Origin of the sequence: Hymenobacter latericoloratus, from assembly GCF_014199535.1 — a bacterium.
Taxonomy (GTDB): Bacteria; Bacteroidota; Bacteroidia; order Cytophagales; family Hymenobacteraceae; genus Hymenobacter; species Hymenobacter latericoloratus.
In genome coordinates this window covers 252,379-272,608 of sequence record NZ_JACHNV010000005.1, presented here as the reverse complement: position 1 = coordinate 272,608, position 20,230 = coordinate 252,379, and the positions used below count along the sequence as shown (strand labels likewise).

Below are 20,230 nucleotides of genomic sequence, written 5' to 3'. Positions count from 1 at the left end.
AAAGGGCAGCCATGGGGCTGCCCTTTTCCTGACCCACGAGGGGAGTAGTTATTTCTGAATAGTGATGTTGCGCACCATGTACTCGTTGCCGGTCATGATTTTCACCATGTACATACCGTTCGCGAGGTTTGACAGATCTACTTTGTTTTCGAAGTTGTTGCGGATGGAGGCCGTGCTTACGCGCTGACCCAGCATGTTCAGCACTTCTACCTGCAGGCCACCCTTGGTGTTGGCGCCCCGCACATCAATTTTCAGCTCACCAGCCGTGGGGTTGGGGTACAGCGTGATGGCGCGCAGCAACTCATCCGACGAAGCCGTTACGGCCGTTGCCGTTACTTCGATGTTGTCAACCAGCAGCAGGTACTGATCGGCTACGCTCTTGGCGTGGAAGCCAATGTAGTAGGTGCCCGAGGTGGTAGGCGTGATGGAGGCCACGGCGGGCGTGCTTGAGGCGTTGGCTGTCTGGTAAGGAGCAGCTCCGCCGGCGGGGCTCACAATGTTCTCGTTGTTCCAGAGCAGAGTAGTCTGGCCGGCAACGGTAGCGCTGGTGCCATACTTCACTTCCATACGCTCGGGATACACCGCGGCAGAGAAAATGTTGTACATGCCGTAGCGGAAGGAAAGTTGGTAGCGGGTGCCGGCCTGCAGGGCCAGACCGGGGGTGAAGAACCAGTCGTCGGCGCCCGCGCTGGAGCTGAAGCGGTAGAGCATGGCGTTGGTTGAGGCATCGCCCAGGGGTAGGGTATTGGCCCCTTCCTGGTAAGAAGATGCTACCTGCCAGGTCTGAGCGTCGTTGTTGGCGTTAACTACGGTAACTCCGCAAGGCAGAATGCCGGCGCCGTTGCCCTCAAAGCCCTCCCGGTACGGGAAGGTGCTTACCAGCGTAGATGTTGGGCAGGCCGAGGCCGTGGTGAACTTGAAGGGGCCGGTTAAGGTGCTCTGGTCGGTGGCGCCGCAGTTGCTGCGGATGTACACGTCAAAAGCTGTGCTGCTGGCCAGATTGCTGAGGGTAAACGCCGGGCCGGTACCCGTTACCGTGGTGCCGGCGGTGGCAGGATCAAAACCGGCCGGGCCGTAGATAACCGAGTAGCCCGTACCGCTCGTAGGTGCGCCCGACAGCGTGATGGTTGCCGAAGTAGGCGTGATGGCAGAAATAGTAGCACCGCCCACAATGGGGCAGCTCAGCTGAGGACCTACGGTAGCATCCAGTGCGAGGCGGGTACGCAGGGTAGTGGAGTTGATCGGCGTCCAGGCGGCGCCCGGCGACTGGAAGTAGAAGGTAGTCGCGCGCAGCGGATCTTCTACCTGATAAGCCAGGGCCACGTTCGTGCTCAGTTCGCGAACTGCTACGTAGAAAGCTCCGGTTACACGTACGCTGGGTACGGGCAGGGTTACGGTGCTGGCGGCGGCCGTGCGGGTGCGGGCCGGGGAGGCATACAGAACCGTGCCCGGGGTGCTGCCCGCGCCGGAAGCATCCAGCACTACCAGTTGGTAAGACGCCGTATTACCGGCCGAAGCCGCGAAAGTGGCCTTTACTTCGTTTACGTAAGTAGCCTGGCTAACCGTGTACTTGGCTGCCAGCATGCCGCCGGCAGCTCCCACGCCTACGCCGGTGGCGTTAAAGGCGCGCGTGTCGTCAATGTACGCCACAGGGCCGGCTGTCACTACCTGGGTGTAGGGCAGGCTATTGTTGTCGTTGTTGTCGTCAGCGGCAACCGATACCGTCAGGTTGTTGGTGCCTACGGCCATCGTGGCGGGGTAAGCATCAAACGTAACGGTAGCAACCGCACCAGGCGACAGAATAGGCACCGTTTTGGTGCTGGTGAAGGTGTTGGCCCCGCTAACGGTCAGGGTAACGGGCACGTTGGTCAGGGCCTCCAGCCCGCGGTTCTGCACGGCGGCCGCTACCGTATGAGGCAGGGAGTAGGGGGTAGCAATTTTCCCCATCGAGTGGATAACCTGTACGGAAACATCCTTGGGCTGCGCAGCATTGAAGCGGTACACTAAGCCGGCCGCCGGGCGGGAGGTGCTGCGCACGTTAAACACGTCGCCGATGTAGTTACCCGAGAGGAAGACGGGCGCAGACCAGGCCGCCGTAGATGTTTTCTGCACCGTTAGGGTCTGGCCGGCCGCGGGCCCCGAGCCTTTCAGGCCTACCGCCGCCGTGCGCAAGGCATCCGTAGTGCCGGCATTAGCCGTGAACGTGCCATACACGAAATCTACCCGGTTCAGGGTTTCGTAGAGCTTTACCTGAAAGCTGGCCGTAGAATACTGCTTGGCAACGTTGCCCGAAGCCTTGTCGCTCACGTTTTTCCACTGAATGGTGCACACCCGGTTCGGGGCCGTGCCGGTAGTAGCTACCCGGTATTCAGTGGTGGTCGAGCCTTCCAGGTCAAGGTTAAACGGCAGAATCAGGTTGGTTTCCGCGTTGTTATCCAGCGGGCCCTTAAATGGGCTCTGCGGGCCTTCATAGAAGTAAGGGGCGGCCGGAGCCGTAGTTCCCAGCTTTAGAAAGCCGTTCGTGTTTAGTACAAAGTCCGTGAACGTCTGGCCGTTGTACTGAAAAGAGAAGCCAATGGGAGTGGCGGCTGAGTTGGCGTCGTCGGTGTTCGGCGTCGCAATGGCAGTACCGGTGCTGGCCAAATCAGTGTACGCAATGGTGCCGGACAAACTGGCTAGAGGAGTATAGGCAAATTGCCCCGGGGCCTGCGCTTGCGCGGATAACGTGCCCACACTCAATAAGGTGGCAAGCGCCAGCCGCTTGGGAGTGAGCAAGTCTGGGTAAATTTTTGACATGAAAAAAATGTGAAGAGTGGATGTAGAGAAGCAACAGGAAGAGGGCATGATATCCCCTTTTCAAAGTAAAGCCATTTTTGGGGACATATAATGTAATATTGATTTATTTTTTGTCGATAAAATGCTAAAAACAAGCCTTAGAGGGCTTTTAGATGTAATTGTTTCAGAAAGCACCAGCCGGTCTGAACGGCCCAAATAGCTAGCTTCGTGTTGGGGTGCTTACCTCCCTCTCCGCAAGCAAATGCCCGGCTCAATGGCCGCTGGCTGACTTACTCCAGTAATGACCGTTGCATTTCTCCGGCCGCACACCTCAACAGCAGGGTATGGGAGCGGAGGACAGCAGGCTTAACTTTCTTATGTCTCATTATACTATTGTTTTGCTGGGGGCCGGCCGGGTAGCCCAGCACCTGGGGCCGGCACTGGCCCAGGCCGGCCATGCAGTGCTGCACGTCTGGAGCCGGACGCAGGCTTCGGCCGGGGCGGTAGCGGCCACTATTCCGGGCGCCACCGCCGGTACCGACCTCCGCGCCCTTCCCCCCGCCGATCTGTACCTACTAGCCGTGCCCGACGGGGCCGTGCCGCAGGTACTGGCGGCGGCCGGGTTTGCGCCGGGCGCCGTGGTAGCGCACACGGCCGGGGCCCTACCGCTGAGTGTGTTTGCTGCGCGCGCGCAGGTGCGGGGGGGCGTGCTGTATCCCCTCCAAACGTTTAGCCCGGGCCGGGCTATTGAGTGGCGAACTGTGCCGCTGTGCCTGGAGGCCACTACCGCGCCTGATCTGGAGCTGTTGCGCACGGTAGCCGCCTCCCTGAGTGCCGATGTCCGGCTGGTAAACTCCGCGCAGCGCCTACAGCTGCACGTAGCCGCCGTATGGGCCTGCAATTTCCCCAACCACTTGCTGGGCATAAGCCGGGCACTGCTGGCCGAAGCCGGCCTGCCCTGGCCGCTGCTCCACCCACTCATCCGCGAAACCCTGGATAAAGCCCTGGCGGAGCCGCCGTTTGCGGTGCAAACCGGGCCGGCAGTACGCCATGATGCCGCCACCCTGGCCCGGCACGAAGCCGCGCTGGCGGGTAAGCCGGCGTGGCAGGCTTTGTATAAAGACCTGACTGTAAGCATTCAGCAGGCTTCCGGAGCAGCTACTCCAAACAATGAGGGGGTTGTGTAGCTTTGATTCGGGTAGCGGTATGCGTACCTTCGCACCCGCATTTTTGCATCGTTCTCCTAGCGTTACGCCGTGAAAGCCGTAAACATCACCTTTAAGTTTCAGGACGGCCAGCCCGACCAGACCCATGTGGCCGCCCAGGGCGAATCGGTGCTGGATGTGGCCTTGAATAACGACATTCAGCTCCAGCACAACTGTGGGGGCGTCTGTGGCTGCAGCACCTGCCACTTATATATTCTGAAAGGCGAAGACGACCTGCCCGAAATCTCCGACAAGGAAGAAGATTTCATTGACCGCGCCGTGGATCCGCGCATCAACTCACGCCTGGGCTGCCAGTGTGTAGTACAGGGCAATCAGGATGTTGTAGTGCTGATTCCGCCGCAGAACTTCCTGGGCCACTAGTTTTCAATGTGGTGAATGTGAGAATGTGGCCGATGTGCTGCCCACTCATTCTGTTCACATTCAGCCTATTCTCCCATATCAACCCCACTCATTTAGATGAACCATTTCGAGCCCCCCATGCAGTGGAGCGACCATGAGGATATTGCCATGGCGCTTTACGAGAAGTTCGGCGACGACTTCAACGAGGCCAAAATCTACCGTGTCCGGTTCACGGACCTGCTGGAGTGGGTGCTGAGCCTGCCCAACTTTGAGGGCACCCGCGAGCAAGCCAACGAAGGTCACCTGGAGCAAATTCAGGCCAAGTGGGTGTACGAGTGGCGCGATAATCAATAAGGGGAAGGCGCTGATTCTTGCCGCTGCTACTCCCGCGGCAATCTATTTCTTAGTAGTTTCTAGTATGATTTCACCCACTACCCCGCCCGATTTATCAGCCATTCAGGCATTCATTTTGGATGTGGACGGGGTGCTGACCGATGGAACGCTGCTAGCCCTTAACTCCGGCGAGCAGGCCCGGGCTTTTCACATCCGCGACGGGTATGCCATCCGGCACGCGCTGCGCCAGGGCTACCGGATTGCTGTTATCTCGGGCCGGGAAGAAGAAGGCGTGCGCAAGCGCCTGGAGTCCCTGGATGTGCGGGATATTTTTCTGGGAGTCGATGACAAGATGAAAATCTTCAATAATTACATCAACACCTACCGCCTCGACCCCGCCCACATTGCCTACATGGGCGACGATATGCCCGATATTGAGGTAATGCGCCGCTGCGCCATTGCCGCCTGCCCCGCCGATGCCGCCGCCGATGTGGCCGCCATCAGCAATTACACGGCCGTGCTGCCGGGCGGCCACGGGGCCGTGCGGGAGCTGATTGAAGCTGTGCTGAAAGCTCAGAACAAGTGGTAGCTCAACTCTATTGGCTAGTACCTTATCTATACCATATTGTACTTACAGGTTCCGTAGGCGCATCAGCGCTTGCCGAAACTCGGGTTGTGCTTTTCTAAAATCCCTCTATATTTACCCCAACCATCTTTCACCTTATTCTTTTTCTTTTTTACATGAAAACAGGAACCGTAAAATTCTTTAATGAGTCGAAGGGCTACGGCTTCATTACGGAAGACGGTACGAAGGAAGACTTCTTCGTCCATATTACCGGCCTTAACGGGGGCCAGATCCAACAGAATGACCGCGTAGAGTTTGACACTCAGGAAGGCCGTAAGGGCGTAAACGCGGTAAATGTGAAGAAACTGTAACCACTGGTTACTCGGGTTTTTAGCATAAATAGAAAGCCTCTTCCGAACTCGGGAGAGGCTTTCTTATGCTGGTTTAAGAGGGGGAGTGCATCTTTGCCAGGCCCGGTGCTGTTTGGGTTTTCTGTATGTCTGCTGCTTCCTCCAATTCTGCGCGTCCTACTTCAGAAGAAGGCGAGGCTCTGGCCCCGGAGCGTGGCATTGTGCAGCAGCTGGCCCGGCTGGTGCGCCTGCCCAACCTCCTGATTATGGGCTTGTGCCTGCTGCTGGTGCGGGCGTGCCTGCTGCTGCCGGGGGCACCGTGGCGGCAGGTGCTGGCCCCCTCTTTCGGGCTGCTGGCCCTGGCCGCCCTGAGCGTGGGAGCAGCCGGCTACATCATCAATGATTATTACGATGTTAAGATTGATGCCATCAACCGGCCGGGGCGGCTGGTGGTAGGCAAGGTAATCAACCGGCGCCACGCCATGCTGGCTCATCTGCTGCTGTCGGGGTTGGGCATAGCTGTAAGCGGGGCATTATCGCCGCTGCTGGGGGTAGTAAATCTGGGTTCGGCGTTGCTGCTGTGGGGGTACTCGGTGCGGTTTAAGCGGGTGGCCCTGGTCGGCAACGTGAGCATTGCCACCCTAACCGCCGCCTTGGTGCTACTGCCCGAGCTGCAGGCCCGCACAGGGAACAGCGCCGTGTGGGGCTACGCGCTGGCTGCCTTTCTGCTGACGGTAGTGCGGGAGATTGTAAAGGACGTGGAGGATATGCGCGGCGATGCCCAGCACGACTGCCGGACCTTGCCCATTGTGTGGGGGGTAGCGCGCACCAAGTGGGTGGCGGGGTTTTTCCTGTTTTGCCTGGGTTTGCTGGTGGTGGGCGCGGCCTACAACGCCCTGGCTACCCAGCGGCCGGTGCTGGGGAGCTGGCTGCTGGTGCTGGTGCTGGTGCCACTGGCGGGGCTAGGCCAAAAACTGCGTCGGGCCGACCGAAAGCGCGATTTCACGGTCTTGAGCGCCTGGTGTAAGTGGGTGATGCTAGCCGGGGTGCTATCCATGACGATACTAGGACACTAGGCGGGCCAAGAGGGCAGGCCTTGGCAAACAATCAGGGGGAAGAGCCGCTGACAACCGCGGAGGGTACAGTTGCGTTAGCAGAGGTACTGACGACGGTATGCCAACCGGCCCGCTTGCTGGCCGCGGGGCAAGAAGCCGTCGGCTGCCAACTCCATTTCTGACCCCAGCCATCTACGTATGCGCTTTCTCTACCCGCTGCTGGCGCTTGGCGCGCTGGCTGCTCCGGCTGCCCTGGCGCAGTCAGCTCCCGATTCTGCCGCCGCGCTGGTTGCCTCGGCCGCTCCGCTCTCTACTACCGCTGCCACTGAAGCTCCTGCTGAAGGGGCGCCTGTTGGCCTGAATCGGGCGTTGAGTGCCAAGTCAAGCTTTAAGCTTATCCCCGACGACCCTGATAAACCTATTTTTCTGCCGGTTCCTATTGCCTTTTACCAGCAGGAAACCGGCTTTGCGGTGGGCGCGGCCATTCTGCCCGTGTGGCGCTTTGGGCAGGATACTACCGTGCGTAAGTCCAATGCCCGCCTGATTGCCTGGTTTTCCCAAGAAAAGCAAACCACCGTTCAGCTCACGCACACCATTTTCACCAAGGGAGAAAAGTTCTTCTTCCAGGGCGAGCTGAGCTACTACGACCTGGCCTTCAACTACTACGGCATTGGCAACGATACCCGCAAGAGCAACGAGGCCCACATTCAATATCCCTTGTGGGTGTTCGATGAAAAGGTGCTGACCAAGGTGGTGCCCAACCTGTTTGTGGGGGTGCGCTACCGCCTTACCAACCTGGGCAACGTAGAGCTAAACGACGAAGACCAGGGCAATCCGGCGCCCTATAACTTGTTGTCCTCGAAGGAGCGCAACGGTTACCTGACTTCGGGCGTGGGGCCAGCCCTGCTCTACGATGGGCGCGACAACGTGCTGGCCACTTACCGCGGCAACTTCGTAGATGCCCACATTCTGTTTAACGGCGGCGCCCTGGGCAGCGACTATACGTTTACCCGCTACATGGTGGACGCCCGCCATTTCAACCCGCTTTTCGGCTCCAACAACACCATTCTGGCCCTGCAGTTTCTGGGCCAGTACCACACCGGCAGCGTGCCCTTCCGCGAGTTGGGCGGCATGGGTGCCACGCTGGGCGGCTCCCTCTACAACAACGCCTACCTGATGCGCGGCATCTACGAGGCTCGCTTCCGCGACCGGCAGTTTTCCACCTTCCAGGGCGAAATCCGGCAAAAGCTGTTCTGGCGCTTTGACGGGGTAGTGTTTGGGGCCGTGGGGCAGGTAGCCCCCCGCCTCGGCGACTACAAGCTGGATGAGATGAAGTACGCCGGTGGGGTAGGGGCCCGCTTCCGCCTCAACCGCCGCGACCGGGTGAACGTCCGCCTCGATTACGGGGTAGGCTCCGGGGGCAACTCAGGTATCATCTTCGCCGTGGGCGAGGCTTTCTGAGCTTACCGCGTCGCGAATAGAAAGTGCCGGGTTCAGGCTGCCACCGTCTGAATCCGGCACAACTGTTTTCCGGCAGGCAGGTATGCTACCCCGAAAGTGACGGTCCCAAGTCAAGGGAAAGCCGCCGCCGGGAGGAGAGAATGAACAACTTCTTGGGGCAGCATTACCGTTCTGCTTAGCCCAACCGTACAAGAGTGCTGATGAAGCAAGCCCTACCCCTGCGTTTTCATGCTGCGCCTGCCGCAACGGGCGGCCACCCTGCCCCCTGGCACCTGGCTCCACCACCCGCCGCCAGTCTGGGAGCAGTAGTTATTATTCCGGCCAAAAACGAAGCCGCCAACATACCGGCGGCGTTGGCCGCCCTGGCCGCTCAGGTAGATGAGCAAGGCCAACCGCTACCCGAAGGCTGGTTTGAAGTGCTGGTACTGGCCAATAATTGCCGCGACCGTACTGCCCAGGTAGCGCGCACCTGCGCGGCGCATTACCCCCGGCTGGTCGTGCACGTAGCGGAAGTAACATTGTCGGCTGCCGAGGCGCACGTAGGCAAGGCCCGCCGCTTGCTGATGGACGAGGCCTGCCAGCGGCTGGAGCAGGTAGGGCAGGCGGGCGCATTCATTGCCAGCACCGATGCCGATACCCGGGTGGCGCCCACCTGGCTGGCTGCCATTGCCGCCGAGCTGGCCCGGGGGGCCGATGCCGTAGGCGGGCGCATTCTGGCCTACGATGCGGACTCCCGAAGCCCGTTGCGCCGCCATCAGCTGCAGGATGCGGCATACTACCTCCTCCGGGCCCGACTGGAGCAGCTCCTCGACCCCATCACCCACGACCCCTGGCCCCGGCACCACCAGCATTTTGGGGCCAGCCTGGCCCTGACGGCCGCGGCGTACCGGCGCGTAGGTGGGTTGCCGGTGGTGCCCTACCTAGAGGATGAAGCCCTGTACCAGGCCCTGCTCCGGCATGATCAGCGCCTGCGCCACAGTCCGGCCGTGCGGGTGTTTACTTCCAGCCGCCAGAAAGGGCGGGTGCCCGTAGGGCTCTCGTGGCAGCTGCGCCAGTGGGCTGCTCAGCACGCGGCCCGGCAGGAGCCCACCGTTACGAACCCCGTTCTTCTGATGGCGGAGTGGCGTCTGCGGGCTCATCTACGGCGGTTATGGCACTGCCATACCGGGGAGCAGTTGTTGAATGGCAGCCTCGTGTTGCCGCAGCCCAGGAGGGAAGGCAGTTCATATCTGCAGCAGGAACTGGCCCGGCATGCCACGTTTGGACAGCTCTGGGAAAAAATGCGGACGCGGTTTCTGTATCATGCGCACCGGCGGTGGCCGCCAGTTCCCGTGTCCGGAGCAATTCAGCAGCTGCGGCAGGAGCTGGCGCGCCAGGAGCGGGGGCATCGGGCGCTGGTGGACAGCCCGGAGGGGCAGTGTGCGTTGGCTTAGCGCCGTTCCAGCAAATCGAGGCGGTAGGTGGCATGCCGTTCGCCGTGCAGGTGGCGCAGGGGGCCGTCAGCGCCTGTTTGTGCCAGAAAGAACTCATGTACCGCGTCGCCGGTCAGGGGGTAGTCGTGCACGGGTGGGGTCCAGTGTACCAGCAGCAGGTGGCCGCCGGCCGGCAGGGCTTGCACTATCAAATCAGAAGCGCGGGCCAGGTCAGCCGGGCTCCAGTAGTAGCCTACTTCCGAAACCAGAACCAACTCGAACTGCTGAGGCGGAAATTCTTCCGGAATACGCAGTTGCCGCAGCTCTACCTGGGGCAAATGGGCGCAGCGCTGCCGGGCCCGGGCCAAGGCAGCTTCGGCCACATCTACGGCTAGCAAATGCCCGCACCGGGTTGCCAGCTGCTCCGTGAGTACGCCCAGGGAGCAGCCTATTTCCAGCGCGCTAGCATACCGCGGCCGGGGCAGGGCCCGCAGGGTAGTCTGGTACTTTTCCCGCTCGTAAGGGCTGGTTTCGAAGCCCCACGGATCGGCGTTGGCTTCGTACACCGCCGCAAAATAGTCGGGGCCTAGGGTATGAGGCTGGTTATGGTTGGGCTGCATGGGTGGCAGGGGCTTGGGATGAAAAATAACCATCAGTAGCTTCCAGATAGATTTCCGTGGGCTGCGTGAAGTGGGCCAGCATGGCAGTTGATAAGGTAAAGCCGTCGGGGTCATCGTCGATGGGTGAGCCCGGAAGCTGGGAGTGATGCGCCCCCATTGCCTGTTGTTTCTGCTCCAGCACGGCCCCGATGCTGAGCTGCCAGCCCCGGACTTCCCCCGGGGTAGGCAAATCGGTGGGGGTAGCCCGTTCCCAGGCCCAGACCACATACTCCAGCACCCGCGGCAGAGCGGGCAGTTGGGCCAGCGCCGCCCGCACCAGCAGACTGGTGGCGCGGTGGTCGGGGTGAGGGTCGCGCCGCCATGGCACCAGCACCGTGGCCGGCGGGTGTTGCCGCCAAAACGAAACCAAACGCTGCACGGCGGCCCGGCCAACTGGCGTGTCCGGCCCAGCGGCGGCCCCATCCGGCAGGTTCAGGGGAAGCAACTGCTGCGGCTCTACGCCCAATATAGCCAAGGCCGTCCGCAGCTCCTGTTCCCGCAGCGCCTGGCGGGCCGGGGCCGGAAACTTCCGTGAATTGGGGTGCGACATCGTGCCATCCGTCACCAGCACGCACCACACTGGTACGCCCGCCTGCCGCAGCAGTGCCAGCAGCCCCCCACACCCCAAAGACTCATCATCGGGGTGTGGCGCCACAATGGTGGTGGCGCCGAAGGTTACTACCTGTTCGAGGGGTAGGGAAGGGTAGGAGGCGAAGAGAGAGGAAACCATGTGCCAAATGCGCTACAACTGCAGCAGTGGAAAAACGGATGCTACAAACGGATACGTACTTACCCCTGCCAGAGCCGGTAGGCGGGCTGCTCCTGCTGCAGGGCGTAGCGACCCGCGTCGGCCAGGGCCGCGTCGGGGGCGGGCTGGCGCAGGTAATGAGTCAGGTCGCGGTGAAGGCGCTCGAAGGGCTCCGGGCGCAGCAGGCCCCGGGCCCCCACGCACCGCTCGGCCAGGGGCATCAGGCGCAGGCAAAGCTCCTCGATGGCCGAGCGCACCAGGTTGGCATGGGCCACAGTGGCTTCCGCCGCCTCGGGTCCGGTAAGTTCTGCCGTGGAATGAGCCACAAAATCGGCGGCGGCGCGCAGCCAGTGCTGGCCGCTGGCTACCAGCAGGCTCATCTCGCCCAGGCGGTGGCGCTGGTAGGGGTCGTCGGTGCGGCCCAGCTTGCGCAGGAAGCGGCGGGTTTCATCGAAAATGGCTTCGGCTCCGCCCAGCTGCACAGCGGCAAACCGAATGGCGCCCCCGCTAAACCAGGGCTGCCGGTAATAGTCGCCGGGGGCGCCCAGCAACTCCTGCGCGTCCAGTTCCAGGCCCGTAAAGTCAACCCGAAAGCTGGCCGAGGCCCGCATGCCCAGGGGCCGCCAGAACGTTTTGTTGTACTCGGGGGGTAGGGCATCGGCGGGGAGCACCAGCATCTGCCAGCCCCCATCGGGCAGAGCCCCGGTGAGCAACGGGCGCGTCAGGTGGCCCGCTCCCGACCCAAACGTTTTGCTGCCGCGCAGGCGGTAGCGGCCGTTAGGCAGCGGCTCCAGTTTCACCCCGTCCTGGGCTTCGGTGTTCCACACGCCAAACAAGTGGCCCGAGCGGGCATCGGCGGCCCAGCGGGCCTGCTGGTCGGGCCGCCCGAAGCGGGCAATCAGCTGCAGCGCGTTTACGTGGCCCTCGTACACCCGCCCCACTGCCAGGTTGCCGCGCCCGATGTGGCGCAGGGTGCTAAGCAAGTATGCAGTGCAGGCGGCCTCGGATAAGCCGGAGCCACCCAGGGCCGGAGGCAACGGAGCCGCCAGCAAGCCCACCTCACGCAGCCAGTCGAACTCCTCGGTCGGAAAGCCGCCTTCCTGGTCGGAGTGGGGCGCGTGGGCAAACAGGCGCGGGGCCAAGGCGGCCGCGGCTTCTTCGGCCGCTTGGGGGGTAGTCAGCGGGTTGGCAGCCAGGGCAGGGGTAGCGGAAACGGTCATACAAGCACGCCGATAAATGGTCGGGCTTGGCTATACGGCAAACCCAGCCGTAATGGCCGAAAGCCCCGCCGCCGCCAACTCCGGCGCCCGGTGGCTGTTAATAATTCCGTAACACCGCTCTGACGGGGGCTGCCTACCTTCGCGGCGCATTTCAACCTCTCATCAAACCCTGCTTGCCATGTCGCAGCCCATTCGTTCCGCCCTTGTTTCCGTCTATTACAAAGACCGTCTGGAGCCCCTGGTAGCGTTGCTGAAAGCGCACGGCGTAACTATTTATTCTACGGGTGGCACCCAGCAGTTTATCGAGGAGCAGGGCGCCCCGGTAACGGCCGTAGAAACTCTCACTGGCTTTCCGGCCGTGTTTGGCGGCCGCGTAAAAACCCTGCACCCGAAGGTGTTCGGCGGCATTCTGCACCGCCGCCATGAGGCCGGCGACCTGCAGGAAGCCGAGCAGCACCAGATTCCGCCCATCGATCTGGTAATCGTGGACCTCTACCCCTTCGAGGAAACCGTAGCCTCCGGCGCCGCCGAGCAGGAGGTAATTGAGAAGATTGACATTGGGGGTATTTCCCTGCTGCGGGCCGCCGCCAAAAACTTCCGCGACGTGCTGGTGGTCAGCAGCCGCGAGCAGTACGCGGCCGTAACGGAGCTGCTGCAGGCCAAGGGCTGCGCCACCGACCTGGAGGACCGCCGCCACTACGCCGCCGCCGCCTTCGAGGCCACCTCGCACTACGACACCCAGATTTTCCGCTACATGGCCCAGGGTACGGAGCTCAGCAATGCTACCCTCAAGCTCAGCGAAAAGCCCGCTACCCCCCTGCGCTACGGCGAAAACCCCCACCAGGCCGGCACCTTCTACGGCGACCTGACGGCCCTTTTCGACCAGCTCCACGGCAAGCAGCTCAGCTACAACAACCTGGTAGATGTGGACGCCGCCGTGCTGCTGATGCAGGAGTTTGCCACCGATGAGCAGGCGGCCTGCGCCATTCTCAAGCACACCAACGCCTGCGGGGTAGCCCAGTCCGATACCTTGCACGAAGCCTACCTCAACGCCCTGGCCTGCGACCCAGTGTCGGCGTTTGGCGGGGTGATTATCGTGAACAAGCCCGTGGATGCAGCCACCGCCGAAGAGCTGAACAAGCTGTTTTTCGAGGTGCTGATTGCCCCGGAGTTTGCTGCCGATGCTCTGCCCGTTCTGCAAAGCAAAAAGAACCGCATTCTACTGCGCCAGAAGCCGGTGCAGTTCCCAGCCAAACAAGTGAAAACGCTGCTCAATGGCATTATTGAGCAAGATTTTGACCGCGTGGTGGAAGGCGCCAACGAGTTCCGCTCCGTAACCGAGTCGGCCCCGACGGCGGAGGAAGTGGCGGCCCTGGAGTTTGCCCTCAAAATCTGCAAGCACACCAAAAGCAACACCATTGTGTTGGCGCGGGCCGGGCAGCTGCTGGCTTCCGGGGTAGGGCAAACCTCTCGGGTAGATGCCCTGCGCCAGGCCATCGAAAAAGCCCGCAGCTTCGGCTTCGATCTGCAAGGTGCCGTTATGGCCTCCGACGCCTTCTTCCCCTTCCCCGACTGCGTAGAAATTGCCGGTGAAGCCGGCATCCGGGCCGTGGTGCAGCCCGGCGGCTCCATCAAAGACCAGGACAGCATTGCCGCCGCCAACCGCCTGGGTATGGCCATGGTCCTGACCGGCGTGCGCCACTTCAAGCACTAAAGAAGCGGCCAACGAGGTAGGGCCTTCGCTCTGCTCTCGTTGGCTGTCCAGAAGTTTGCTGCCGCCGGCTGCTACTCCACATGCAGGGTAGCAGCCGGCGGCAGCGCTGTTATGCTTCGTTACTGTTATCCGGCGTCAGCGCGTGGGGGGTACACAATGCCTTGAATGCGTTGCTGGTGGCCGAACTCATTGCTGACCCGGATGCCTCGCAGGACGAGCGGGTGTGCTGAGCCATCGGGCCCCAGAACGCGCACGGTGCAGGTAAGCATAGCACCGGGCTGACAGGCATGGTCCAGAGCTTCCTGTAGCAGCGTGCCATCGGCGGGGGATAGTGCGGCCTGCAGCAGGTCCAGCGGAACGGATGTGGTTTCCTCGGCTGGCCACCCGAAGTACCGCCGGGCCTGCGCGTTGCAGTGCACCTGATTGGTGGCCACGTCCCAGGCCCAGACGCCGGTCCCGGTAGCTTCCAGTGCCAGCTGCAGCTGCTCCTCGTATTCCTGCCGCCGGTGCTGCTCCTGCTTCTGGGCCGTGATGTTGCGCCAGAGCACGTGCAGTAGCAGCTCCCCATCTGTTTTCACCGGCGTCAGCACGGCTTCTACCCACATAAACTCCCCGGATAAGCGGCACAGAATGCCTTCGCACCGCTTCGAGCCTGACTGCAGAGCTTCCGCCACCGATTCGCGGAAGTAGGAACTGGAGCGCACCCCGGGCCGCTGTTCGTACGGGGCCAGGTCCCAGGGATAATGACCCAGCACCTGCTGCTTATCGGTGGCCCCGAGCAGCGCAAGCACGGCCGCGTTGCAGTCAATGAACTGCTCGTTCTGCATCAGGGCTACCGCGTCCGTGCTTTGCTCAAACAGGCGCCGGAATTTTTGCTCACTGGCGGCCAGCACCTCGGCTACCTGCCGGCTCTCCGTAATATCAAGCAGGGCCAGCAGGTAGTGCCGCTCCCCAGCCGGCGTTACGGTGGTAGTGCCTTCCAGCTGCACCGTAAGCGTGCGGCCGTAGCCGGTACGCAGTACCACTTCCCCGGTCTGAGGAAGCAGGCTGGTCATGATTTGCTTGAGCGAGTGCAGAAAGTCCCAGCGCTGCAGCGGGTCCACGAGCGTGGCAAAGACAATTCCCCGCAGTTGCTCGGTGCTGCGCTCCAGCAGGCGCTCGGCCTGCTGATTCAGGTGCACCACGGCGCCGTCGGGGCTGAGCGTGCAATAGGCTATTGGGGCGTGCTCGTGCAGGCTCTGGTAGTAGGCCAGGCTAGCTTCGGCGGTGGCATAAGCCCGCTGCAGCTGCTCGTAGCGCTCCTGCAACTCGGCGTACACGCCAAGGTCGGGCAAGGCGGGCGGAGGGGAGGCACTGGTGGGCAGGGTAGGGCGCAACATAGAAATAAAAAGTCGATAGAACAGAGGAGCGGTCCGGGTAATCAGTAGGGCAACGCTCCGGCAAAACAGTCGTGCTGACTACTACGCTAATGCGCGCGCAATGGGCAGTTTAATTGGTATATAGATAAAAATACATATACTGGGTTCTGTCACTACCTGTCCGGCTGCGGTTTGCTGGCGTACGAACTCGGGCTTGCCGAACGTTTCCTTCGCGAGTGAGGCCGGCGCTTGGCGGCGTCTTTTGGCGCAGCAGCAGCAACGGGCATCGGGCTTCACCGAAACTTGCTTACTTTTGCCCCACTTTTGACGGGCCAACCGGCCCGTTCTCATTTACTTGCCGTTACTCGATGGGTTTCTTCAATTTTTTGACCAGCGATATTGCCATTGACCTGGGCACGGCCAACACCCTCATCATTCACAACGACAAAATCGTGGTGGATGAGCCGAGCATCATTGCGAAAGACCGCACTACCAATAAAGTAATTGCCGTGGGGCGGCAGGCGCAGCAAATGCACGAAAAAACCCACGACAACATCAAAACCATTCGTCCTTTGAAAGACGGCGTCATTGCCGATTTCCACGCCGCCGAGGAAATGATTAAGGGCATGATTAAGATGATTGACACCCGGACGCGGCTGTTTCAGCCCTCGCACCGGATGGTTATCTGCATTCCCTCGGGCATTACGGAGGTAGAGAAGCGCGCCGTGCGCGACTCCGCCGAGCACGCCGGGGCCAAGGAGGTCTGGATGATTCAGGAGCCCATGGCCGCCGCCATCGGCATCGGCATCGACGTGGAGCAGCCTGTCGGCTCCATGATTATCGACATCGGGGGCGGCACCACCGAAATTGCGGTAATTGCCCTCTCGGGTATCGTCTGCGACCAGAGCATTAAAACGGCCGGCGACGTGTTCAACCAGGACATTCTGGACTACATGCGCCGCCAGCACAACCTGCTGATTGGGGAGCGGAGCGCCGAGCGCATTAAGATTGAGGTAGGCGCGGCCCTCACGGAGCTGGAGCAAACCCCCGCCGACTTTGAGGTGCGCGGCCGCGACCTGATGACCGGCATTCCGAAGGTTATCAAGGTAACGTCGTCGGAAATTGCCATTGCTCTGGATAAGTCGGTGGCCAAAATTGAGGAGGCCGTGCTCAAAGCCCTGGAAATCAGCCCGCCCGAGCTGTCGGCCGACATTTACGAAAACGGGATTCATCTGACCGGGGGCGGGGCCCTGCTGCGCGGCCTCGACAAGCGCCTGGCCGCGAAAACCAAGCTGCCCATCCACATTGCCGAAGACCCGCTGCGCGCCGTAGTACGCGGCACCGGCGCTGCCATCAAGAATATTCCCGCTTTCCGCAGCGTTCTACTGACCTAGCGTCAATTAAAAATTAAGAATTAAGAATTAAAAATTGGTCGTTCATGCAGCCATTTCGCTTAGGCAGAGGGCTACTCCGAACGGTCAGTAATTCTTAGTTCTTAATTTTTAATTTTTAATTGACATGAATAACCTCCTCGCCTTTCTATTTCGCTACCGGGGCATCCTCGTGTTTGCGTTGCTGGAGGTGTTGAGTTTATATCTCCTGATTCGGAACAGCACCTACCAGCGCGCGGCCTTTTTCAACTCCTCGAACGCCTACGTGGGGCTGGTGCTGGACTGGCGCAACCAGGTGCAGGATTATTTCCGGCTGATTGACGTGAATAAGGGGCTGATGCGGGAAAATGCCCTGCTCCGCCAGCAGCTGTACCGCTCCGACCTGGGAGGCCGGGAAACCGATTCGCTGCCCGTCAGCCAGGACAGCCTAACCCAGGTGCGGCTGGCCCGCCTCGGCCGGCCTGATTCGCTGCTGCTGGGGTTGCGCCAGCTGCCCGCCCGTGACCCCGACTACCCCCTGATTCCGGCCCGGGTGGTCAGTGCTACCCTGCGCCGCGTAGATAACTACCTGACCCTGAACGTGGGTACCGTGGATGGGGTAAAGGAAGGCATGGGCGTGGTTTCGGCGGCTGGGGTGGTAGGCCGGGTAAAAGTGGCTTCTGAGCACTACACTACCATTACCTCCGTGCTGCACTCCAAAACCCGTATTTCGGCCCGTATTCAGCGCGACGGTACCATTGGCACTATCCGGTGGCTGGGCGAAGACCCGGCCCACGTGCTGCTCGATGAGGTGCCGCGCCAGAACCAGCTGGTGCGCGGCGACACCGTGGTTACCTCGGGCTACAATGCCGTTTTCCCGGAGGGCGTACTCATTGGCACCGTTGACTCGTTTGTGCGGGAGCCGGACAAAAATTTCTGGACTGTGCGGGTAAAGCTGGCCGTGGATTTTTCGCGCTTGATGTACGTGTATCTGGTCACGAGCCGGCCCAAAGCCGAGCGCGACACGCTGGAAGCGCGGGCCGGCGTATTGCCGGAAGGGGAGGGCAAGCCATGAGGGGCGGCGTACTAGGCATGGTGTGGCAGCTGCTGCGCGGGGTAGGCTACCTGGCCCTCTACGTGCTGCTGATCAGTGGCACCGATTTCGTGCTGTTCAATTTGGGCTGGTGCTTTATTTACCTGGGCTTTCTGCTGTTTCTGCCCATTGCTACCCCCATTGTGGTGCAGCTGCTGCTGGGCTTCCTGACGGGCATTACCCTCGATATTTTCTTTGATACCGGTGGGGTGCACGCCGCCGCTACGGTGCTGCTGATGTACCTGCGGCCCTGGGTGTTGCGCCTGCTCACCCCGCGCGACGGCTATGACACCCAGGACTCGGTGAACATTCACCAGATGGGCTGGCAGTGGATGGTGGTGTACCTGGCCCTGCTCACGGCTATTCACCACGCGGCGTTTTTCCTGCTGGAGCTGGGCTCCTTTCAGGTGCCAGGCATCACGCTGGCTAAAATTGTGGTCAGCACTCTTTACACTGGGCTTACGTTGCTGATTATTCAGCTGGTGTTCTTCCCAACCCGCCGCCGAAGCAGGTGAGAAGTGAAGGGGTGAGTTTGACGTTCGGCTAGCTTGGAGGGGTAGGCGCTGCCGCTGCTGTACGGTTCTGCCGGGACTTTTGTGCCGGTTCGGCATCAAACTCGCCATTTCCCTGTTGCACCACCTTACGGCATAGTATCTTTGCAAATCTGGCGCAGGCGCCGGAACTCGTTACTCCCCAGTTTTTTCTGCTTTGCAATACCTCGAAGGCCGCAAGTACGTAGTCCAGGCGATTTTCCTGGCCGTCGCGCTGGTGTTTGCGACGCGCCTCTTTTACATCCAGGTGCTGGATGGCAGCTACAAGCTGGCCGCCGACCGCAACACCCTCCAGCGCATTGTGCAAACCCCCTACCGGGGCCTTATCTATGACCGGAAGGGCCAGATTCTGGTGCAGAACACGCCCGTGTACGACCTGATGGTGACGCCCCGGGAAGTGAAACAGCTCGATACCGTGCGGTTCTGCCAGCTGCTGCAGCTACCCCCGGAGGAAGTGCGCGCCGCCCTCAAAGCAGCCCGGGCTTTCAGCCGGGTGAAAGCCTCGCCGCTGGTTCAGAACCTGAGCACCCCCGAGCTGGCCGCCATCCAAGACAACCTCATCGACTTTCCGGGCTTCAGCATCAAGGCCCGAATGGCCCGCTCCTACAACACGCACACCCTGGCGCACGCCCTAGGCTACGTGGGCTCTATCCCGCCGGCCTTCCTGGAAAAGCCCAAGTATTCGAAGTACCAGGCCGGCGACTTTCTGGGTATTACCGGGCTGGAATCATACTACGAGCAGCAGCTGATGGGCCGCCGCGGCGTGCAGTACCGCATGGTAAACGTACGCGGCATCGAGAAGGGCGCGTTTCGGGGCGGGGAGTTCGATACGCTGTCGGTAGCGGGCCAGGACCTGCACCTGAGCATCGACTCGGAGCTGCAGGCCTACGGGGAGCTGCTCATGCAGGGCAAGCGGGGCTCCATTGTGGCCATTGACCCCAAAACCGGCGAAATTCTGGCCTTCGTATCGGCCCCGATGTTTGACCCGGCCACGCTGTCGGGCAAGGGCATGGGCAACCGCTACATGGAGCTGCTCAACAACCCCGAGCGGCCCCTGTTCAACCGCCCCCTGATGGCCACCTACCCCCCCGGCTCGGTGTTTAAGCTGGTGAATGAGCTGGTGGCCATGCAAATGGGAGTGGTAACGGCCAGTACGGGTTTTCCCTGCAACCAACGCCTGGTGCGCTGCACCCACAACCACGAGTACCCCAGCAACGTGGGCATTGCCATTAAGCAGAGCTGTAACCCCTATTTCTACCAGGTAATGCGGGCCGCCGTGCTGCGCGGCCGCTCCACCAACCGCTTCGAGGACGCCCGCCTGGGCCTGGGAGAGTGGCGTCGGCAGGTCATGAAGTTTGGCCTGGGCGAGAAGCTGGGGGTAGATATGTCGCAGGAAAAAAAAGGGCTGATTCCCTCGCCCGAGTTCTACGACAAGCGCAATGGCTTTCACCGCTGGAACTACCGCACGGTGTACTCGCTCAGCATTGGGCAGGGCGAAATCGGGATTACCGGCCTGCAGATGGCTAACGTGCTGGCTACCATTGCCAACCGGGGCTATTACTACACGCCTCACTTCGTAAAAAGCGTGGGCCAGGGCGGGCCGCTGCCGCAGTTCCGGGAGCGGCACACGGTAGGCGTGGATGCGCCGCACTTCGAGGCGCTGATTCCGGGCATGCAGGCGGTAGTGGATGGGCGCGGTGGCACGGGTAACCTGGCTTCGTTGGCCGAGTTTGGTATTTCAGTAGCCGGCAAAACCGGCACGGTACAAAATCCTCACGGCGACGACCACGCCACGTTTGCCGCCTTTGCCCCGGCCGAAGACCCCAAAATTGCCATTGCCGTCTTCATCGAAAATGCCGGCTTCGGCGGAACCTCCGCCGCACCAATGGCGGCCCTGATGATGGAGAAGTACCTGCGCGGCAACATTGCCCCCTGGCGCAAGCGCTGGGAGTACTGGCTGCAAGGCCCCGCCGAAAAGTTTGTAAGACGCCGTTAGGTTAA

General features: G+C 61.3%; 18 protein-coding genes. 13 read left to right on the top strand and 5 right to left on the bottom strand.

What is annotated here, in order from left to right; translation table 11 throughout:
• Positions 1-48: 48 nt before the first annotated feature.
• Positions 49-2,670, bottom strand: coding sequence for a T9SS type A sorting domain-containing protein (locus GGU46_RS16975; RefSeq protein WP_183404747.1), 2,622 nt, complete (start codon positions 2,668-2,670; stop codon positions 49-51).
• A 482-nt stretch (positions 2,671-3,152) separates the two neighbouring features.
• On the opposite strand from GGU46_RS16975, the gene GGU46_RS16970 reads away from it, so the two are divergent.
• The 8 genes from GGU46_RS16970 (at position 3,153) to GGU46_RS16935 (ending at position 9,537) form a co-directional block, all read left to right on the top strand.
• A complete protein-coding gene (locus GGU46_RS16970; RefSeq protein WP_183404746.1) occupies positions 3,153-3,962 on the top strand; it encodes a Rossmann-like and DUF2520 domain-containing protein in 810 nt (269 codons plus the stop codon).
• Positions 3,963-4,031: 69 nt separating this feature from the next.
• Positions 4,032-4,361 (top strand): 2Fe-2S iron-sulfur cluster-binding protein, encoded by a 330-nt coding sequence (locus GGU46_RS16965; RefSeq protein ID WP_183404745.1) that lies wholly within the window; start codon positions 4,032-4,034, stop codon positions 4,359-4,361.
• A gap of 96 nt (positions 4,362-4,457) precedes the next feature.
• Positions 4,458-4,694 carry a Fe-S cluster assembly protein IscX gene (gene iscX, locus GGU46_RS16960; protein WP_183404744.1) on the top strand — a complete coding sequence of 79 codons (237 nt, stop codon included), beginning with the start codon at positions 4,458-4,460 and terminating at the stop codon, positions 4,692-4,694.
• A gap of 64 nt (positions 4,695-4,758) precedes the next feature.
• A complete protein-coding gene (locus tag GGU46_RS16955; RefSeq protein ID WP_183404743.1) occupies positions 4,759-5,262 on the top strand; it encodes a KdsC family phosphatase in 504 nt (167 codons plus the stop codon).
• A gap of 152 nt (positions 5,263-5,414) precedes the next feature.
• Positions 5,415-5,609 carry a cold-shock protein gene (locus GGU46_RS16950; protein WP_110978692.1) on the top strand — a complete coding sequence of 65 codons (195 nt, stop codon included), beginning with the start codon at positions 5,415-5,417 and terminating at the stop codon, positions 5,607-5,609.
• 125 nt (positions 5,610-5,734) lie between these two features.
• Complete coding sequence (locus GGU46_RS16945) at positions 5,735-6,664, top strand: geranylgeranylglycerol-phosphate geranylgeranyltransferase (protein ID WP_215906378.1); 930 nt, start codon at positions 5,735-5,737, stop codon at positions 6,662-6,664.
• Positions 6,665-6,841: 177 nt separating this feature from the next.
• Positions 6,842-8,104, top strand: a complete 1,263-nt coding sequence (locus GGU46_RS16940) for a BamA/TamA family outer membrane protein (protein WP_183404742.1) — start codon at positions 6,842-6,844, stop codon at positions 8,102-8,104.
• Between the two features lie 200 nt (positions 8,105-8,304).
• Positions 8,305-9,537, top strand: a complete 1,233-nt coding sequence (locus GGU46_RS16935) for a glycosyltransferase (protein WP_183404741.1) — start codon at positions 8,305-8,307, stop codon at positions 9,535-9,537.
• Here the strand turns inward: GGU46_RS16935 and GGU46_RS16930 are convergent.
• From GGU46_RS16930 to GGU46_RS16920, 3 genes are read right to left on the bottom strand one after another with little or no spacing between them, the layout of a single operon-like run.
• Positions 9,534-10,136 carry a class I SAM-dependent DNA methyltransferase gene (locus tag GGU46_RS16930; protein WP_183404740.1) on the bottom strand — a complete coding sequence of 201 codons (603 nt, stop codon included), beginning with the start codon at positions 10,134-10,136 and terminating at the stop codon, positions 9,534-9,536. The genes GGU46_RS16935 and GGU46_RS16930 overlap by 4 nt on opposite strands.
• The gene (locus GGU46_RS16925; RefSeq protein ID WP_183404739.1) at positions 10,120-10,905 is read right to left on the bottom strand and encodes a PIG-L deacetylase family protein; all 786 of its coding nucleotides are present in this window, start codon (positions 10,903-10,905) and stop codon (positions 10,120-10,122) included. Before GGU46_RS16925 ends, GGU46_RS16930 begins: the two co-directional genes overlap by 17 nt.
• A 59-nt stretch (positions 10,906-10,964) precedes the next feature.
• A complete protein-coding gene (locus GGU46_RS16920; protein ID WP_183404738.1) occupies positions 10,965-12,143 on the bottom strand; it encodes an acyl-CoA dehydrogenase family protein in 1,179 nt (392 codons plus the stop codon).
• Positions 12,144-12,321: 178 nt separating this feature from the next.
• On the opposite strand from GGU46_RS16920, the gene purH reads away from it, so the two are divergent.
• On the top strand, positions 12,322-13,857 hold the full coding sequence (gene purH, locus GGU46_RS16915) for a bifunctional phosphoribosylaminoimidazolecarboxamide formyltransferase/IMP cyclohydrolase (RefSeq protein ID WP_183404737.1): 1,536 nt from the start codon (positions 12,322-12,324) through the stop codon (positions 13,855-13,857).
• 125 nt (positions 13,858-13,982) lie between these two features.
• On the opposite strand, the gene GGU46_RS16910 is transcribed toward purH, so the two are convergent.
• Positions 13,983-15,236 (bottom strand): PAS domain-containing protein, encoded by a 1,254-nt coding sequence (locus tag GGU46_RS16910; protein WP_183404736.1) that lies wholly within the window; start codon positions 15,234-15,236, stop codon positions 13,983-13,985.
• Positions 15,237-15,583: 347 nt separating this feature from the next.
• Between GGU46_RS16910 and GGU46_RS16905 the strand changes: the two genes are divergently transcribed.
• The 4 genes from GGU46_RS16905 to mrdA all read left to right on the top strand — a co-directional run bounded on the left by GGU46_RS16905 (position 15,584) and on the right by mrdA (position 20,225).
• Positions 15,584-16,609 carry a rod shape-determining protein gene (locus tag GGU46_RS16905; RefSeq protein WP_139924622.1) on the top strand — a complete coding sequence of 342 codons (1,026 nt, stop codon included), beginning with the start codon at positions 15,584-15,586 and terminating at the stop codon, positions 16,607-16,609.
• Positions 16,610-16,733: 124 nt separating this feature from the next.
• On the top strand, positions 16,734-17,660 hold the full coding sequence (gene mreC / locus GGU46_RS16900) for a rod shape-determining protein MreC (RefSeq protein WP_183404735.1): 927 nt from the start codon (positions 16,734-16,736) through the stop codon (positions 17,658-17,660).
• The gene (locus GGU46_RS16895) at positions 17,657-18,193 is read left to right on the top strand and encodes a hypothetical protein (RefSeq protein ID WP_183404734.1); all 537 of its coding nucleotides are present in this window, start codon (positions 17,657-17,659) and stop codon (positions 18,191-18,193) included. The genes mreC and GGU46_RS16895 overlap by 4 nt, the downstream gene beginning before the upstream one ends.
• A gap of 193 nt (positions 18,194-18,386) precedes the next feature.
• Entirely contained in the window at positions 18,387-20,225 is a 1,839-nt protein-coding gene (mrdA, locus tag GGU46_RS16890; RefSeq protein ID WP_139924619.1) for a penicillin-binding protein 2, read from the top strand.
• Positions 20,226-20,230: the final 5 nt, after the last annotated feature.

Bases quoted from the DNA above. Each gene is read 5' to 3' on its own strand.
- GGU46_RS16970 (WP_183404746.1), top strand. From the start codon at position 3,153: ATGTCTCATTATACTATTGTTTTGCTGGGGGCCGGCCGGGTAGCCCAG.
- iscX (WP_183404744.1), top strand. From the start codon at position 4,458: ATGAACCATTTCGAGCCCCCCATGCAGTGGAGCGACCATGAGGATATT.
- GGU46_RS16955 (WP_183404743.1), top strand. From the start codon at position 4,759: ATGATTTCACCCACTACCCCGCCCGATTTATCAGCCATTCAGGCATTC.
- GGU46_RS16950 (WP_110978692.1), top strand. From the start codon at position 5,415: ATGAAAACAGGAACCGTAAAATTCTTTAATGAGTCGAAGGGCTACGGC.
- GGU46_RS16945 (WP_215906378.1), top strand. From the start codon at position 5,735: ATGTCTGCTGCTTCCTCCAATTCTGCGCGTCCTACTTCAGAAGAAGGC.
- GGU46_RS16940 (WP_183404742.1), top strand. From the start codon at position 6,842: ATGCGCTTTCTCTACCCGCTGCTGGCGCTTGGCGCGCTGGCTGCTCCG.
- GGU46_RS16935 (WP_183404741.1), top strand. From the start codon at position 8,305: ATGAAGCAAGCCCTACCCCTGCGTTTTCATGCTGCGCCTGCCGCAACG.
- GGU46_RS16930 (WP_183404740.1), bottom strand. From the start codon at position 10,136: ATGCAGCCCAACCATAACCAGCCTCATACCCTAGGCCCCGACTATTTT.
- GGU46_RS16925 (WP_183404739.1), bottom strand. From the start codon at position 10,905: ATGGTTTCCTCTCTCTTCGCCTCCTACCCTTCCCTACCCCTCGAACAG.
- GGU46_RS16920 (WP_183404738.1), bottom strand. From the start codon at position 12,143: ATGACCGTTTCCGCTACCCCTGCCCTGGCTGCCAACCCGCTGACTACC.
- purH (WP_183404737.1), top strand. From the start codon at position 12,322: ATGTCGCAGCCCATTCGTTCCGCCCTTGTTTCCGTCTATTACAAAGAC.
- GGU46_RS16910 (WP_183404736.1), bottom strand. From the start codon at position 15,236: ATGTTGCGCCCTACCCTGCCCACCAGTGCCTCCCCTCCGCCCGCCTTG.
- GGU46_RS16905 (WP_139924622.1), top strand. From the start codon at position 15,584: ATGGGTTTCTTCAATTTTTTGACCAGCGATATTGCCATTGACCTGGGC.
- mreC (WP_183404735.1), top strand. From the start codon at position 16,734: ATGAATAACCTCCTCGCCTTTCTATTTCGCTACCGGGGCATCCTCGTG.
- GGU46_RS16895 (WP_183404734.1), top strand. From the start codon at position 17,657: ATGAGGGGCGGCGTACTAGGCATGGTGTGGCAGCTGCTGCGCGGGGTA.